The following is a 16,800-nucleotide window of genomic DNA, read 5'->3' as shown; positions in this document are numbered from 1 at the left end:
ATCATCCGGTATTAGATCTTTCCTGCACCTTTTTGTGACCAACCTGCTTGCACTAAATTATATATATCATTAATTCGTTCTTGTTTTTTGTTAATATCTGTAATTAGCTTTGTCAAACGTTCAAATGCTGTTTCTATATGTTCCTCATTAAAATACATATGTCTCATTTTTTTAACCACTCAAATCCTTGGAAATTTTCATCTGCATTCTTATATTCTTCAGCTTTTTTTCTAATAAAACCAGATACTTCTCTAGCTTTTGTTACGTATACTCTACTTGTTTGATCTAAACAATGATATAACTCCTCAATTCTTCTTTCCATGCGTTGACTTTTTGTAGAACTAAGATATTGCATCACTTCTCCAATTGCTCTTGGAACTTGATTTTGAAACTCTTCTGCACTTTGTTCCATTTTCCTCGCTGATTCTTCTAAATACTCCATGACAACTCTAATTTCACCGTGTCCCATTGAATACCTTGGAGATTTATATATTTCTTTCCCTGTACTAGCATTTACTAATTTAGAATTATTTATATTACCAAAAGTATCAAAATGATAATTATTTAACCCATGAAAATCTTTTGCGCCAATTGAATCTAAAAATCTATCAACTTGATGTATTCCATAATCACTATTTGCAGTCTTAAAATCAGAATTTACCATATATGTATCACCAATATGTTTTTTATCTTCTCTTAAAGCACCACCACTAATTGAATCTTGTGGATTTATATAATTCGTTATTTTACCTTTATATTCTCCTTCATTTACTTTCTTTTGTATATCTTTTGGTAACATATCATAAATACCGGGAGCACTATAAGTAACAACAGGCACATCACTTAATGCTCCTGCATATTGAGCCTGTGCACCACCTAATGAATGACCTGTAGCTGATATTTTTACATCTTTGTATTCTTTTTTCACATGTTCCATAAGAGATACTGCTTGTGTAAATTGATTCGCAGCAATTATTTGACTTTTATCATCTATATTGATCTTCTCTCCATTTTGTATAGGATTATCACCCATCATAATAAATCTTAAATCTGTATAAAAATCAGGTCCCGACCTATCTAATGATTCACTTCCTTCAGTTCCTCTATAGGCTACAACAATTTCTTTTGTTGTTTCATTTTGATAAACAGTTGCATCAAACCCTGTAGCTGAATCATGCAATTTTGCACCTTTTGGATGTATTGGTTTCCATTCTTCATTCGAGATATCATCTTTAATTGCCTTTTCATCTTTATAAGCAGATTCAGCTAATTGATGATAAGCTGAATCTGATATATTATTACTCATCATTTCTCCTCTTTTCTAAAATTTAGTATTTTAAGTATAATATAATTACATATAATGAAAGGTGAAAAATCATGAAAAAATTTGTATTAAAACCTATAGTCATATTTGGTATTATTATTATCGCTCTTACTTCTTGTACTGTTATAAAAGTAATAAATACTGTAAACCCTTTCCTCTCTATGTCATCTAAAGAAGAACAACAAATCAAGGATAAAGCCTCAAAAACAGTTATTGATTACTTTAAAAACGAAAAAAATCTAGATGTTGTTATTACAGAAGCTGAATTTTCTGGAGAAACAGGTGGAGGTACGATTTTTATAGAAGGACATTTTTTAAACAACAAACAAAAAAAAATATCTGCTAGTGTTTATTGGAAACAAGATTATACAATTGGGCATCCTACCCATGATTAAATTAATAAAATTTAGTAAAAATAAAAAGAGTCCTATAAGTTAGGACTCTTTTTATTTTTATAATTTCTTTCTTAATGAACGGATTTGTATTTTTACCGTTTCTTCTGATTTAAACAACTTTTCGGCTATTTCTTTTCTTTTCATCCCTTCTTTAATACATCCGAAAATTATTTTTTCGGTTTTTGTAAATTTCTTTAATTTTTGTTCCAAATCTTTAATTTCAGCTATAAGCTCTATAGTTTTCTTCAAAAAATTAAACTCCCTCATTAATTTAACTTAATTTACCCACCGCTAATTGCTATTTTATATTTTGTTTCCTTTACAAAATATAAAATAGCATCCAGACACTTCAAAATCTATTTTAAAGAATATAGATTTGAAATAATATTATTTGTCGTAAAAACAAAAATATATTCTTAAAAAACAAATAGTATTAAGTAGAAAGTTTGTAGTTGCTTTTTGGCTAGAATGCTGGCTCGTCGTGTGGGGGCGAAACCCCACGTATTAAACGTATTGAAATATAGTATAAGAACTATTTTTGAACGATTGACCTAAGCGGTTCGGCTCGTATACTTGCTAATCCAAGTCGAGAACCATTGCTTTGCTTTTTGTCTGTCAGCTTGGCGAAAAAAGCACACGAGCCGAAAAAAGTTTCGCAAAGACAAAATCAAAAAGAAAAGGCGTTAGCCTTTAGGTGAGGATAAACGAACCGACTTTTTAATTTTGAGGGTGGAGATTTTTGAGTGTTCTTCTCAAAAATACGACCCGTTCCTTGCGGAACTTTTAGCCCTATATATAAGAGTGAGATAGGGCTAATAAAAAAAGTCAGTAATACCAAGGGTTTATAGTATGTGAGGTGTTACTTTTTCGTAACAGGGGTACGGAAACGATTCTGGGTATGAGGGGCCACTCTGGGATTAAATTCCAGAATGTAATTTTGATAAGTGTATTTGAGAGCTTCTAAATACTTTAAAATCAACAACTTCCTATATTCTCAATAGGGTAGACTCTATTGAGAAGTTTGTTTATGCAATTGTATATTTTTTTATTTGTATATTACTAAAATATTTAATTTTGTATACAATTGTAAGGTTATAATAATTACATATTTTAAAAGGGGATGCCTTTATGAAGAAATTTATAGGTATTATTGATAAATCCAAAACTCCAGTAAATAATTTAAAGAGAAAAATAAAATTATGAATTTGTACCTTTTAGCACCCGAAGTAGCGGGGGGACATGGAGAACAAACAGTTTATGGAACTGAAAAGGAAATTAGAGAAGAAGGGATTTCAGGAAAAGTTCAATTTTTACATTATGAGTTCTATGGATGGCTTGGGGATGATTTGTTAGAATCTACACCTTGTTTTATTGTTTCAGATAAATTTAAAAATGCATTAGAATCTAGTCAATTAAGAGATTTTAAAATAGAAAAATGTTTGATTAGTCTTTCAGAGGAATTTCAAGAATTATATCCTGACAAGAAAATCCCCGATTTTTGGAGACTTACTCCTATTGGGACAGTAACTACTGAAAATGCGCATTATGCTGACTGGTCTGGGCATCATTTTTGTTTATCTTCTAGAGGAGATCTTGTTTTGACAGAAGAAGTTCTCTTATTTCTAAAGTCATTTGTATTAAATTATTGTGATATTACTCCATTAAAGAGAGCTTAATTATTTAGAGTCAAGTTATTTTATGATTTGACTCTTTTTGAATATCTTTCCAGAGTGGCCCCTCATACCCAGAATCGTTTTCGTACCCCATAAAGAAAATATAAACTTTGATTATATAATATTTATCCCTCTAATAAGGTGGTTTATAGATGAACTATAAGGAAAAAGAATTTACGTTAGATTTGAAAGAAAAGATAGTTAACATAGAACAAAAACTTAGAAATGTTTCTGTTCTATTACTACAAAACTACGCCCCTTTATTTATTAAAAAGGATATGGAGCTTTTTATTGAGCTTGAAAAAAGTAAAAAGGATACCTTTGAAATAGGTTATAAATCCTCAATATTACTGGGAGTGACTGATGCACAAGGGGATATGATTGATTTTTATACGATACCAATTTGGGAATGTAATCGTCATTTTTTTGGTCTCCCAGTTTCGATAAATCTCCCTGGAAGCAAAGTAATTGGGGAACTTATTGATGAATCAGAAAAAGACATTCAAATTGAACTTAGGAAACATCTAGAAGAATTCTTAGAGTTACCAGACTAAGAACAAATTTCTGTTATTCAACTAGTAAATAACTAATGTTAAACAAACTACATCTATTTACTTCCAATAACGGTAATTATGTAAATAAGCTGTCCATATGGACAGCTTATTGTATTTTTGCTTAGCGTGGTTTTTTTGATGCATGTTGATCGTTTTTATCGTTTTGGAGTAACTCGTCCTTGTTAGCTTGATGGATATGGGGTATTTGCATTTCTTATCTTGATGGCAATGTGAAACTATCCCTAATATAAAAATACTTTGTCTTTACAAATAATACTCAAACATTTTTGCAACCTTTTCTTTCATTTTTTCTTTTATAGATAATTGATTGACATCAGAGGATGTTACTTGCTTTGAATTTTGTAAGTCTGCATTAATCACTGGTTTTATTCTCGAAATATAGATAGGGTCATGAATATAACAGTTCATTTCTTCATTTAAATGAAACGAGCGTGAATCAAAATTCACGGTCCCAACCATCAATACTTTTTCATCAATCAAAAATACTTTACCGTGTAACACCCCATTTTTATAACCATATACTTCCATCCCCTGTTTTAATGCTTTTCGGATATATGGATATGCTGCTTCTTTAACTAATAGTGCATCCGAATGAGGTGAGAATAGAATTTTGACACTGACTCCCCTCTTTCTTGCATCTACTAATGCGTTCCAAATAGTTCTGTCTTTTGGTATAAAATAAGGTGTTAATATAATGATGGATTCTTTTGCTTGTTGAAACAGCATTGCATAATCTTGCCCAAGTTTTTCTCCACTATAATATGCAGTAAATCGTTGCGAGGTTGCTCCCTTTTCCTTTACCGCATTGTGTATCGGAATCGGTTTCTCTGAGTTTTTATTCCAGTCTAATACAAATTGGTGTTCTAAATCTTGAACTCCTTCTCCTCGTATTTGAAGATGATAATCTCTCCAATAACCAAGTTTTTCTTTTTCCCCCAAATACTTCTTTCCGATGTTGAATCCGCCAATGTAACCAACCTTTCCATCAATAACTGAAATACGACGATGATTCCGATGATCCAAAGAAGAAAAAAGATAAGGGAAAACAGGTTTATTGTAATATGTAAAATGAACTCCTTTTTTAACTAATAATTCTCTTTCCTTTTTCTTTAGTAAAATTCCACCTAACCTGTCCACTGCATAGTATACTTCTACACCTTCCTGACTTTTTTTCCGCAATAGCTCTAGAAACTGATGACTTACTTTATCATCAGCAATAGAAAAAAAGTTAATATGCACGTAATGCTTTGCTTTCTCTATATCTGAGAATAATTGATTGTTTAACTGTTTCCCATCTGTATACATAGTAATATCACTTTGACGCATAGGGTATTGACTAGAATTCTGGCTAAATACCCCATTTTTTTCGGCTATTGTTCTGTCAATTTCCCCCCAAACAAACAGAACTAAACATCCACCGATAAATAAAAAGAGGAATACTCGGAAAACTCTTCCTATCTTTTTCAGCATATTTAATCTCCTTTATATATTATCGTTTTATTTCTGTTAGTTTTTGTTATTGGGACAAAACTATTCCATACATCTATTAGCTAAAAAATTCTCCTTTGAATGATTAACTATAAAATTTCTCATTCGCATATCCCTAAAATTGGAAATCGTACTATGATAACAAAATAGGCATTCTATATTTTGAAGTACATTTACAAGGAGGAATACTACATGACAGTAAGTACTAAACTTAAACAAACTATCGCTGGATTAAAGAGTGCTCAAGCATGCCTAGAAGGATTTGTTCTTGATACTGATAACAAGCAAGCAAAACAATTATATAAAGGTGCAGCACAACAAACTCAAGAAATTATTGAATCTTTAAATCCTCGTCTTCAACAAATTGAACATGAAGAGCCTCAGTACAAGTAATAACATAATACCTTTCACATAGAATATCGTCCCCATGGAAGAGTGCCCAGCTTAAATAACGATTATCATAATGCTGATTACGATTAAAGGATATCGCCATATGCCCATCAACTTAAGAAACGGAATACACAATCTGCGTATGCTTTTATGAAACGACTCGTTCAAACTTTTGGAGAACCAGCGGTTCTGACAACAGATAAGGCCCTTTCTTTACTTTGTTCACTCAAAAAATTAAAGGTGAATGACTTTTATAAAAGTACTACTCATTCTACAATCAAACATTTCAATAATTACATAGAACAAGATCATCGCTATGTAAAGCGCCGGTTTGCTAAATCCTCAGGATTCTAACACTTCGCATAAATCTGTCCTTATAGGTCAAAATATGTAAGGTATTGTGCTGGAATGCACTTGCCTATTCTAAATAAGGAGTGAGATGAGTGGCTGATAAAAACGAACGTAACCGTGTTGATAATGATACTGGCGAAGCGGTAGGAACTGGTGTCGGTGCTGTCGCTGGAGCTGCTTTGGGTTCTGTTCTTGGTCCACTTGGTACCGTTGCAGGAGCTGTTGCAGGAGGAGCGATGGGTAACAAAGTCGGCGAAGGTGCCGATGAGGCTAATGACAGTGTTGCGAACCGAGAAGATTAGACTTTAACCAAAGTGACACTGAATGAATTGGATTCCCAAAAAGGGAGTCCTTTTTTTTATTAAGTTAATTCAGCTTTTTTAGGTAAATCCCCAGTAAGATTGTGAATCAATTCACTTAAAGTAACGTGTGCGTTAGTTCAACAAGCTATAAGCAGCAATCATAATCATTTTCTTGGTCTTCCGCAATCGGGCGCGATTGCTGAATAAACCTTAGATTATCAATCGACTTTATTGTTATATTTTTGAGTACAGTGAAGTATCTTATATCGGAAATTAAACAACTATATTTTAACCCCGTCCTAAATTTAGAACGGGGTTATGCTTGTTTTAGCTTTTCAAATTTAATAGCACCACCTAAATGGAAGTTTTATCTCGAAACGAAGAGGTAACTCCAATTCTAAAAGAAGGGCCTGAAGTGTTTTGGAGTTTGTAGAGTTGATAGATGCTTTAAAATATGTTTCACCAAGTCGTGATAAACCTTTTAAAGCTTATAAGCATATTACTGAAAACTGGGATGATAACTGGGATAGTGTAAATTCACAGTGGAAAAATATAATTGGAGGATTATCAATTTCTAGTGTCCAAGGTGAAGCATTCAAGGAAGTTACTAGTACCATAGAAGGTTTCTTTAAGGAACAGGAATGACTTAATAGTCATTCCTGTTTGTTTTTTTGCGGTATCAAGTTAAGAAGCACATTCTTCCCCAAAAATCATAAAAATGAACTTCGGTGCTATAAAAAAATTCCATTTAGGGGGTACTTTAAAATCTTAGCTTGATGGGCATGGGGTGCCGCCAACAAAACGCGATTTCGTACGCTAAGAAAAAAGCCTTGCTACATAAGTAATGTAGCAAAGCTTTTTTAAGTTGTTTAATTCTCGCTCCACTATCGGCTTTGTTAACTAACACTTTAATTATTTTAACAGCCTTTTGTTTAATTCCCACAAAGCCGTTTTGTTACTATCCCATTTTAAAAGCGTTACGGCTTCCTCAAAGCACAGCCATTTATAATTGAAGTGTTCTTTAGATAATTTAATATTTTTTGTAGGAACTTTAACTCCAAAAGAAAATTCTTTTATTACATAAACATCTTCGCCCCAAAGAAATTCACCAACTACATCCTCTACTGGTAGTGAAGACACAGAATCTAGTTTTATATATGGACTTTCTCTTGTAATACCAGCCTCTTCAAACGCTTCTCGTTTTGCTGATTCAATAGGAGTCTCACCATCTTCTCCACCACCAGCTATTCCTTGCCAATAACCATAATCACTTCGATTAAAAATGGCATATTGAATGGAATCGTCAGTTTTTATATAAGGAAATATCAATACTTGATACGGTGCTCTCATTGCTTAACATCCTTCCGAAAAAATATGAAAAATTTATTCACTAACTTGCTATTTTAGTAAATAAAGTATTTGTATTTAAACTTTATAAAACTCAAATGTATTTTTTTCTAAACATATTGTTTCATTGGAATTTTTGATAATAATATCAAAACGTTGACTATACTGATGCATAAACACTTCATACTGAATCCGACGTTCTTCATGAGACTTCCTTAAGTAATTAATATCGGCTCCTCTTTCAATAATATCACGGCTAGACCTTCTCATTAATTCTGTTTCTCCATCTGTATAGAAGTAAATTTTCAAATCAAATAAATTTGGATTAATAAATGCGACACTCATTCCTTCTACAATCGTCACCTTATTTTTCGAAGAAATTAACTCACTTTTTATATAATGTGTATCCATTGTATAAAAATCTAAACCAGCTCTTACCATTTGAACATCTCTTTCTAACGCAGACAAATGATGGGCTGATGGATGACAAGCTGTCATTTTATCATAATGATTTTCATTCTGATATGTATAATGGATATTTGTATACTTTCGTACATTTGAACTAACAATGTATGGATCTGTATTAATATAACTCACTTTATTTTGATTTAATTGGTTTATGAGCTTATTGGCGAACGTTGTTTTTCCGGCAGCACCGTGTCCTGAAATGCCAATAACAATCTGTTCATCGGTCATACTGATCCAATTTATAATTTCTTGTAATAACTTTTTCATTATTCTCCCCCTGTTACTAATATACCCCCTTTTTTATATTATCTTAATATAGAGGTATTCTGCTGTAAAATCATACGTGAAGTAAAAAAATGGTATGATTATCCATCATATCATCTCTATTTTTAAAAAACTATATTAATTTTCGAAGGATCTTATTGTTATTTAGGGTAGTACCACATGCCCATCAAGCTAACCAAGTACACCATTTACAAATTCAAAAGAATCCCCCTCAAAGCATCAACTTTAAGGGGGTCCTCCTAGTATCTTCTCTCTTCATACAATCGATTTGCTTTATATGAGAAAAAGAAAAACATACCAATCGCAGCTGGGATAAACAACCATGAAATACCTCTCATTAATGCAAATGGCGTTTCAAATAATAATGATCCTAAAAATGCTGCACCGTGCATATCCCATAATCCTGGTGTATAGTATAGGCCTTTCGGATTTAAAATCACTCCTAAATCAATTGTATTATTAAACATAAATAGGATTAACAGCGGCAAATAGCATATTGCTAATTCTAAAAATGTCTTAGATAAACGTTTATACTTCCCTGCTCGTGACATTTGATCTGAAAAAATGTCATCTTCACTTTCCTCATCTATCTTTTTAAAATATTGCGTGCCTGCCCACCATTTACCGGCTATATGCTTCCAGCCGCTATCTTCAAATAACGTACAATAATTAATAAAATCACTTCGTCTATAAAATATTCTATAATCTATTTTAATTGTCGCATCCTCTGGTTCTGCGATTTTAAATTTATAACCGAATGTATTACTTTTTAGTTGATAGCCTTTCCAAGCCATCTCTTCTAACCATTTCTCTTCTTTCTCAAAGTCTAAAAAGAATTTCAATCTCCACATCTTTGCTTCCCCCTAACTATACATTTAATAAGCTTTTTGTAACCCCAATAATGTGCTGCATTCTCATAAAGTCTAAATGTAATACTTCTTTCCCGCGTTCAGTAATGACATACACTTTTCTTCGTTTATCTTCACTTTTTACAGATTCTATTAATTGTTGCTTTAATAAATTTTCAACCGCACCATACAATGTACCCGCTGCGATTTTCACTTGATGATTACTAAGTTCCTCCACCTTTTGCATAATTAAATATCCATGAGCTGGCTCTAATAAAGCTAAAAGAACGTAATACGTTGTTTCCGTTAATGGTAAATTTTTATCTCTATTCATAAAGACCTCCAATGTAACGATTAATATATAGCTAAACTATATAGTCGAACTGTATATGTCAAATTTAGGTACAAAAAAGAAACCTAGATCTCATAGGATCTAGGTTTCTTTTTTACATAAACGTAATCGTCACTAAAGAATATCCTTCTTTCGCATTATACGGCTCAGCTTTATAAGAAACACGGTTCGCTCCTTGCGGATAACCGATTTCTCCAATTACTTTTTTCACATCTTGCAGTGCGCCATCCATTGATTGTTTATAAAGGATTTCAATCTTTGCTGACTTTGTGCTATAACGTTGCTGCATTTTATTTTTGAATTCATTATAGTTATTTGCGATATATTCATTTCCTAAATAATTTAACTTTGTATCTTTTAATATTTGCTGATATGCAGGTGCTTTCGTACCACCTGTCGCAATTTTATTTGTTAATGTACTATAATAGTTTGTTGTAGCTTGCGGATAGTCCCCTCGGTTCCACACGTGATTCTTCGCAATTTGCTCATCTGATAAGTTGAAATATGAATACGTTACGCGGCCTTGTTCATCTGGCACTGGATCATCAAATGTTGTATCAAGATGGTACCATTTGTTATCGATTTTCACTAAATTCCAAGCATGAGGCTGACCGTCTCCAGTTCCTACTACAAAATGATTCTCAATTCCAGCTTCTTTTAATAATTGATAGGTTAATAGTGTGTAACCTTGGCAAACGGCAGAACGATTCGCGAGTGCCTCATATGCTGTATAGGCTTTATAAGACGTATCGTAAGAAACATGTTTTACAACATAATCATGAATCGCCTTCACTTTTTCATGATCATCCATCCCGACTTGAATAATAGAAGAAACGATCGCTTTCGCTTGTTTCATCACATATTCTGTTTGTTCTTTCGTTTCACGATATGTAATCTTTAGCGTAAACGTATAATTCCCTGACGATCCAGATAGTGAGTATGAAACATTCGATCTATTATAATTTGTATACTCATTTTTACTTGCGACTTCTTTATATGCGGTGAAAAGTGTATTCATCACTTCTTTTGTATTGCTATTTTTCGTTTTATATGGAAGTGTAATATTCGTTTCATACGTATTAATACGCGTTTGTACTTCATTTTTGAATGCTGCTAATAATGCCGCATCTCCTGTATCTTGCACCGCAACCTCAGGCTTTTTATATTTCAATGCATTATATAAAAACTGTGCATACTGTTCACGCGTTACCGTTTTAGCTGGTTCAAATTTCCCGTCTCCTGTACCAGATGCAATCCCGTTTGACTGCACCGCACTAATCGCATTTTCTGCCCAAAATCCATTTGGAACATCATTAAATGTATGTTTTTGTTTAGCTGAAACTTGGAACGCATTTTTAATAATTTGCGCCATTTCTGCGCGGCTAACAGAATCTTTCGGTCTAAAACCGCCATTTCCATCACCTTTAAAAATCCCCAATTTCGTTAACGTTAAAACCTCTTCCGGAAACATTGTAGAACCTGAGCGAATATCACGATACGGATTATTTAAAGTAGACCCATCTTGTAATACATAACGAGCACCATCATTACTAAACGTACCGCCTTGCTTATTCGGTACTAACACACGATAAATTAAAGCTGCAACTTGCTCCCTCGTCGCAACATCACCAAAACCAAACATCCCATTTCCATAACCTGAAATAATATTTTTGCTCGCTAAGTCTTTAATCGCAGGATAGGACCAGTGCGATGTTGGTACATCAGAAAAAACGCCCGCTTCCGCAGCTTTCACATCACTGCCATTTGTATATAATAACGCACCACCAATAAGTGATAATGATGTAATTGATTTTAATAGTTTTATGTACATAATGCATTCTCCCAATACGTCTTCTATTTTTGTTGTTTTTTGTCGAAAAATCTAAAATAATATGACAAAACACATTATACAATTAAAACTTTTCGGAGGATATACTGAATTTCAAAATATGCAAAAATTCATATCGCTATAGGGATTCATACTGATATTATGCTATTTTATTTACGAATATATAAAGTGAAACTTTAATCAGTGGGGGTTTTGTTCATCCCCCACTGATTATTAGCCTTCACCAATCGGGCGTTTACGGGCAGTTGATCTCCCACCTAACTTCTTTGCTCCAACCGCATTTTAAGGTGGGAGTTTTACTGCCCGTTAACGCGGGATAAATAAAAAGAAAAACACTAATGTAACATTGTAAATATACATATCGCTTTTTGAGCTTTTATTTCGCTAAAATGTAGCCTAAAAAACAATGCTACCTCCATTAAAATCACAATATAATCCTGAGAACATACCTTTTAACATGATTCATTGTAATTAACTTAACTTTTTATTTGCTAAGAAACTTTGCAACAGAACCTAGTAAAGTCTCAAAAAACAACTTATTATCAATCAATATTTAGTAAAAATATATTGATTCTTTAGAATTTCTTTAATTTTCATTATTCTTTATTTAAGGTTATCCTTTATATTTATAATGTATTTATTTGAATTTATCATATTGAGGCAGAGTTTCACATGACTATAAGCAATTCGAAAAATGGAAAAAACAAGGTCCCCATTAGATTAATTATACTGTTTTTTTGCGTCTCTTATCTATTTATGTTAATTACTATGCAGCTAAGAAAAGTACAATTTATTGATGGATATACATATAAGAATGTAGTTAAAAAACGAGAGAATGCGACAATTAATATTACAGTTCTGTGCGGGAAAACTTGGGTAAATTCAAAGGCATTAATAAGACAATTGATTGGGATCGTAATTACGGAAATGATAACATATGAAAACGATGGAGAGAGGAAATAAAATGAATTTAGTGAACTTACGTCCTAAACAGCGGTCTAAGTATCGCATTCTACTAGGGACATGGTATTACTCTACAAAGAGGTACATTCAGTGGTTAGCAGATGGAAAAACATATGCAAAAACGTTTCAACAAGAAAAGTTACCCTATACAGCGATTCAGCATCGAACGATACTACTTCGTAAGCTCAAAGATGTAGATATGTGGTATCAACAGAATAAAGTTGTTAATTTGAAGATTGCTATTAAACAACTAAATGGTATCGTCATTAGACCGGGAGAAACATTCTCTTACTGGCGTTTAATAGGTAAGCCTACGAGAAGAAAAGGGTATGTAGAGGGCATGATACTACACTATGGATCTTTTCAAGCAGGCATTGGAGGAGGGCTTTGTCAGCTTTCAAATTTAATATATTGGATGACCTTACATACACCATTGACAGTAACAGAGCGATATCGTCATAGTTTTGATGTCTTTCCTGATTCCAAGCGGACCCAACCATTTGGAAGTGGAGCGACTTGTTCTTATAATTATTTGGATTTACAAATCAAAAATGAAACGGACCAATCGTATCAACTTCACCTTTATATTACAGATAAGCATTTAGTCGGTGAGTGGAGAATTGCCCATCCGCAGCTTTATCAATATGAAGTATATGAAAAAGAACACTCAATCCAATCTGCATACTGGGGTGGTTATATACGACATAATGTTATTCAACGTAAAGTATATACTCAACAGAAACAGTTTATAGAAGACCAATATGTAACGGAGAATCACGCTATAATGATGTACGAACCACTATTAGCTTATAATACTGAGGAGGGTGAGTGAAGGTAACATTGGTGTATCAAGTATTTTTGTCTAGTAACACACTACCTGCCTCTCTTCATATAATTAATAGGCACAACCCTTTTTGCAACATAACTTTTTCTTGTTAAAAAACTTTGTAACAGAACCTCTTTTTAGGTTCTAGTGTGAAAATAAAGGGATGTGATAATTAATTTTTTCTGTACATCATAAAAAATCAATTATACTTATCATTTCTTACAATCAAATCTGATAAGTATTTTGTAATTTAATAAAAATTTCGTATGAGAATGTATTTTTGCTCATGCATTTCAATTAATTTGAATTATGCTATATTGTAATTTATTGATTTATTTCTACTTTTAAAACTAAAGCGGCATGCTACATAAATCTATTTTGATTTCTCGACATATAAATCGCTGCTATGCAGAATATAACAGGACCGCTACTGACTTTCTCCCTTTGTTTTATACCTCGAATATGGAAGGAAAAGGAAGTTTTCTAGAGATATCATTTCTCGTTTTTATTGAAAATAAATTTTATATCTTCCTTTCCAATGAACTGGTTCCTAAACTAAACTGCCACGTTTCTAGAATAAGAAAAGAGCTGTCCATAAGTCAGTTTCACCAACTTATGGACAGCTCTCATAGTTTCACCTTATTCTATCGATGAATCCAAACTGCACCTGCAGATTTGTCTTCAGCTTGACCTACTACTTCAAACTTCAATCCTAATTTTGGCAACTTACGTCCTGCATCTGGAATAGCGCTGTTGATGTACTGCTTAGAATCATCAAATTTTGCAACTCCTGGTAATCCTTTATAGTCAAAGATACCGCGAGTTGGCGAATCTACTCTCCATGCTGGCGTTTGATCAAATGAGAATGCCGCATCGGCAATTTGATAACGCGTACTGCTCTTCACAGTCGGTTGTCCGTTTAATGTTCCTACGATTGCCTCTGGATGAGAATCTACTACTCCTAAGAATCCTTCACCTGGATGAACACCTACCCAGTTATCTGTAAAGCTTTGATCCGCATACCATACAACCATTCCTGTATTAAAGACTGGACCACGCGCATGTTGTAACGCCGTGTCAGAACCAGCGTAATTTCTCCACTCTACATAATAGTTATGTTTTTTCTGTTCCAATCCGTTAGATACAGTAAATCCTTTTAATGTCATTGCTGGCCCGCCTTCTGCATCATCTGAGAAAACAACTTTTCCATCTACAGTTAATGCAGCATTATCTAACGCAAATCCTTTATAAGCTACTGCAATATCTGTTAAATACTCAAATTGCAGTTTTACTTTTTTCCCTTTAAATTGGCTTAAATCGTATGATTTATCAACCCACTTACCATCAGTTGTATCCACGCCGCCTTTTACATCTTTTTCGCCCATTCTATCAATACGTGTCTTCGTTCCATCTTCTGCAATCGCATATACGTCAAGGAAATCATACTTCGCTTCAAGTTCGTAGAATGCCTTATAATCGAACTTAGCATCCTTTGCATTTGTTAAGTCAAATACTGGTGTCTCAAGTGTTGTATGAATGTCATTTCCTTTTGTACTGTAATAAAACTTCTTACCAAATGCTGACTCGATATTTTTAATATCTTTGTCTGGCAAGTTAACACGAACGATTCCTGGTCGTTTTGATTTTGTAACACTTTGATCTAAATATGTTGCAACACCGACTCCCGTGCGAAGTTTATCATAATCTACCTCAACGATATTCGCCCAGTTGCCATTCATATTCTTTTGGAAAAACTCTTTATTTTGTGGTGAGAAACTTGTTGGCTCTGTTCCTGCAATTTTTCCAGCCCAGCTGCCGCCGCTCATAATAGACCATGACTCAACAGGTTCACCTTGTCCTGAGTACTTCGTATCGTATTCATCTGGTAAGCCTAAATCATGACCATACTCATGCGCAAACACACCAACTGCTCCATCTTCAGGCTCGATTGTATAATCGTATGCAGCCATCTTTCCGCCCCAATTCGAAACAGAAGATTTTGTGCCATCAATCGCATATGGTTTTGATCCAAGTTTTGAACGATGAGACCAAATCGCATCATCTTTCAATTTACCGCCGCCAGCTTCTTGACCAACGCCAGCATGTACAACCATTAAATGATCAATAATGCCATCTGGCTCGTTTTTATTTCCATCACCATTTTGATCGTATTGATCAAATTGATCATAATCTGCTAAATTAATTCCTTTTGCTACCGCTGCTTTTAATGCTTCTTTCACAAAATCACGTGGCCCTAAAGGACCCTTATTATCATGGCCAGTTCCTGCATCCGAACCGTAATCTGAAGCTTTCCCTGGAACAGTAAGCCATTCCGTTACAGTTCCATCAACTGTATAGCTGCCGCCAGATTGTTCTTCATAATATTGTTTAAATGTGTTAATCTTCGATCCATCAAATAACGTAAATGGTTCATCACCAAATAACATTTTTTGATAATGTTCACGATTGAAGTCCTTAGAATACATGTATCCTGGCTCTTGATCAATATTGTTATGCTTAAAATCGCTAAATTCTACAAGTAAAACAAGTACTTTATCTTTTCGAACAGCACCGTTGTACTCTTCTTGCTTCGCTGGTGCAGTAGGTACTTTTCCATTTAATTTACTAGAATTCAATCCTGCACCTTGTCCAGCTACTGGCCCTACTGTTGGCTGCTGCGCCTGTTCATTTTCCTTCATTTTTGCATCTTTTACTTTTTTCATAAAATCAGAAGCTTCTTGCGTAAGACTATCTCCTGTCAAGATTTCTTTACCAGGGTTTTCCCCTTTCTTTTTCTCAACATATTTTTCGACAGCCTTTGACGTCTCAGCTTGTGATGCAGATTGATCAATTACGCCCCGTTGTTTTAGCGCTTCTGCCAAACGCTCTTCCGGTATTAAATGCTCATCTATTGGTAGAGATGATGGCGAATCAGCATACGCTGCATGACTTCCAAAAGCAAAACTACTACTTAGTACTGCTGCTGTTGCTAAAACTGATAATGGTTTTAACTTCTTATTCTTTTTCAATGCATTTCCTCCCCAGTGTCTGCGAATTATCGTTTTTTTTGCCGATAGAAACATAATATTCTCTTTATAGAGAATATTCAATCTTTTTCAACGAATAAAATGTTGAGAAATATTTTTTTGTGCAGGGTGGGGATGCGTAGGATAAAAAATACAAAACTTCTACTAGTTTATGTTTTGCACATAACCATAAAGTGGGCTCACTCGTTCTTTTGTTTTGATGGCGATAGAGTAGTGCTAGGAAAGGAAAGAAAATACAACATACAAACAGCCCAAGTTCCCTATTCGAACTGATATTATCCCCTTTAGGTAGACAGTGTAAAAAAGACCATGTACAC

17 protein-coding genes and 2 pseudogenes are annotated in these 16,800 nt (G+C 33.7%); 9 read left to right on the top strand and 10 right to left on the bottom strand.

Annotated elements, in window-relative coordinates:
* Positions 1-11: 11 nt before the first annotated feature.
* On the bottom strand, positions 12-167 hold the full coding sequence (locus tag QCI77_RS05115) for a hypothetical protein (protein ID WP_353824608.1): 156 nt from the start codon (positions 165-167) through the stop codon (positions 12-14).
* On the bottom strand, positions 164-1,306 hold the full coding sequence (locus QCI77_RS05110) for a Tle-like phospholipase domain-containing protein (protein ID WP_353824607.1): 1,143 nt from the start codon (positions 1,304-1,306) through the stop codon (positions 164-166). Before QCI77_RS05110 ends, QCI77_RS05115 begins: the two co-directional genes overlap by 4 nt.
* A gap of 71 nt (positions 1,307-1,377) precedes the next feature.
* Between QCI77_RS05110 and QCI77_RS05105 the strand changes: the two genes are divergently transcribed.
* A complete protein-coding gene (locus QCI77_RS05105; RefSeq protein ID WP_002188567.1) occupies positions 1,378-1,719 on the top strand; it encodes a hypothetical protein in 342 nt (113 codons plus the stop codon).
* A 57-nt stretch (positions 1,720-1,776) separates the two neighbouring features.
* Here the strand turns inward: QCI77_RS05105 and QCI77_RS05100 are convergent, their stop codons facing one another.
* Positions 1,777-1,968, bottom strand: coding sequence for a helix-turn-helix transcriptional regulator (locus QCI77_RS05100; protein WP_002188566.1), 192 nt, complete (start codon positions 1,966-1,968; stop codon positions 1,777-1,779).
* Positions 1,969-2,918: 950 nt separating this feature from the next.
* On the opposite strand from QCI77_RS05100, the gene QCI77_RS05095 reads away from it, so the two are divergent.
* Positions 2,919-3,395, top strand: a complete 477-nt coding sequence (locus QCI77_RS05095) for a hypothetical protein (RefSeq protein WP_002188565.1) — start codon at positions 2,919-2,921, stop codon at positions 3,393-3,395.
* 149 nt (positions 3,396-3,544) lie between these two features.
* Positions 3,545-3,946, top strand: a complete 402-nt coding sequence (locus QCI77_RS05090; RefSeq protein WP_061674068.1) for a hypothetical protein — start codon at positions 3,545-3,547, stop codon at positions 3,944-3,946.
* Between the two features lie 264 nt (positions 3,947-4,210).
* Here QCI77_RS05090 and QCI77_RS05085 read toward each other — a convergent pair whose 3' ends face one another.
* Positions 4,211-5,437, bottom strand: coding sequence for a phospholipase D-like domain-containing protein (locus QCI77_RS05085; RefSeq protein WP_193663881.1), 1,227 nt, complete (start codon positions 5,435-5,437; stop codon positions 4,211-4,213).
* Positions 5,438-5,647: 210 nt separating this feature from the next.
* Between QCI77_RS05085 and QCI77_RS05080 the strand changes: the two genes are divergently transcribed.
* The 4 genes and pseudogenes from QCI77_RS05080 (at position 5,648) to QCI77_RS05065 (ending at position 7,143) form a co-directional block, all read left to right on the top strand.
* Complete coding sequence (locus QCI77_RS05080; protein WP_000218933.1) at positions 5,648-5,848, top strand: DUF1657 domain-containing protein; 201 nt, start codon at positions 5,648-5,650, stop codon at positions 5,846-5,848.
* A 114-nt stretch (positions 5,849-5,962) separates the two neighbouring features.
* A pseudogene (locus QCI77_RS05075) lies at positions 5,963-6,196 on the top strand (DDE-type integrase/transposase/recombinase); the annotation flags it as partial.
* Positions 6,197-6,288: 92 nt separating this feature from the next.
* Positions 6,289-6,498 carry a glycine zipper domain-containing protein gene (locus QCI77_RS05070; RefSeq protein ID WP_000764047.1) on the top strand — a complete coding sequence of 70 codons (210 nt, stop codon included), beginning with the start codon at positions 6,289-6,291 and terminating at the stop codon, positions 6,496-6,498.
* 420 nt (positions 6,499-6,918) lie between these two features.
* Complete coding sequence (locus tag QCI77_RS05065; protein ID WP_002035172.1) at positions 6,919-7,143, top strand: hypothetical protein; 225 nt, start codon at positions 6,919-6,921, stop codon at positions 7,141-7,143.
* 267 nt (positions 7,144-7,410) lie between these two features.
* Here the strand turns inward: QCI77_RS05065 and QCI77_RS05060 are convergent, their stop codons facing one another.
* The 5 genes from QCI77_RS05060 to QCI77_RS05040 all read right to left on the bottom strand — a co-directional run bounded on the left by QCI77_RS05060 (position 7,411) and on the right by QCI77_RS05040 (position 11,629).
* Positions 7,411-7,848, bottom strand: coding sequence for an NUDIX hydrolase (locus tag QCI77_RS05060; protein WP_001202613.1), 438 nt, complete (start codon positions 7,846-7,848; stop codon positions 7,411-7,413).
* A gap of 75 nt (positions 7,849-7,923) precedes the next feature.
* Entirely contained in the window at positions 7,924-8,580 is a 657-nt protein-coding gene (locus QCI77_RS05055) for a uridine kinase family protein (protein WP_002125725.1), read from the bottom strand.
* Positions 8,581-8,837: 257 nt separating this feature from the next.
* Positions 8,838-9,449 carry a DUF2812 domain-containing protein gene (locus QCI77_RS05050; RefSeq protein WP_002035046.1) on the bottom strand — a complete coding sequence of 204 codons (612 nt, stop codon included), beginning with the start codon at positions 9,447-9,449 and terminating at the stop codon, positions 8,838-8,840.
* Positions 9,450-9,465: 16 nt separating this feature from the next.
* Positions 9,466-9,780 (bottom strand): PadR family transcriptional regulator, encoded by a 315-nt coding sequence (locus QCI77_RS05045; protein WP_001078071.1) that lies wholly within the window; start codon positions 9,778-9,780, stop codon positions 9,466-9,468.
* Positions 9,781-9,892: 112 nt separating this feature from the next.
* Positions 9,893-11,629, bottom strand: coding sequence for an S-layer homology domain-containing protein (locus QCI77_RS05040; RefSeq protein WP_353824606.1), 1,737 nt, complete (start codon positions 11,627-11,629; stop codon positions 9,893-9,895).
* Positions 11,630-12,319: 690 nt separating this feature from the next.
* Here QCI77_RS05040 and QCI77_RS30895 point away from each other — a divergent pair.
* Both QCI77_RS30895 and QCI77_RS05030 read left to right on the top strand, forming a co-directional pair.
* A pseudogene (locus QCI77_RS30895) lies at positions 12,320-12,523 on the top strand (hypothetical protein); the annotation flags it as partial.
* Positions 12,524-12,611: 88 nt separating this feature from the next.
* Positions 12,612-13,442, top strand: coding sequence for a VanW family protein (locus QCI77_RS05030; RefSeq protein WP_098635059.1), 831 nt, complete (start codon positions 12,612-12,614; stop codon positions 13,440-13,442).
* Positions 13,443-14,080: 638 nt separating this feature from the next.
* On the opposite strand, the gene QCI77_RS05025 is transcribed toward QCI77_RS05030, so the two are convergent.
* Positions 14,081-16,465, bottom strand: a complete 2,385-nt coding sequence (locus QCI77_RS05025) for an immune inhibitor A domain-containing protein (protein ID WP_353824604.1) — start codon at positions 16,463-16,465, stop codon at positions 14,081-14,083.
* Positions 16,466-16,800: the final 335 nt, after the last annotated feature.

The sequence above is a fragment of the Bacillus cereus group sp. MG9 genome (genome assembly GCF_040459995.1).
Lineage (GTDB): Bacteria > Bacillota > Bacilli > Bacillales > Bacillaceae_G > Bacillus_A > Bacillus_A mycoides.
This window is presented reverse-complemented; position numbering and strand designations above follow the sequence as displayed.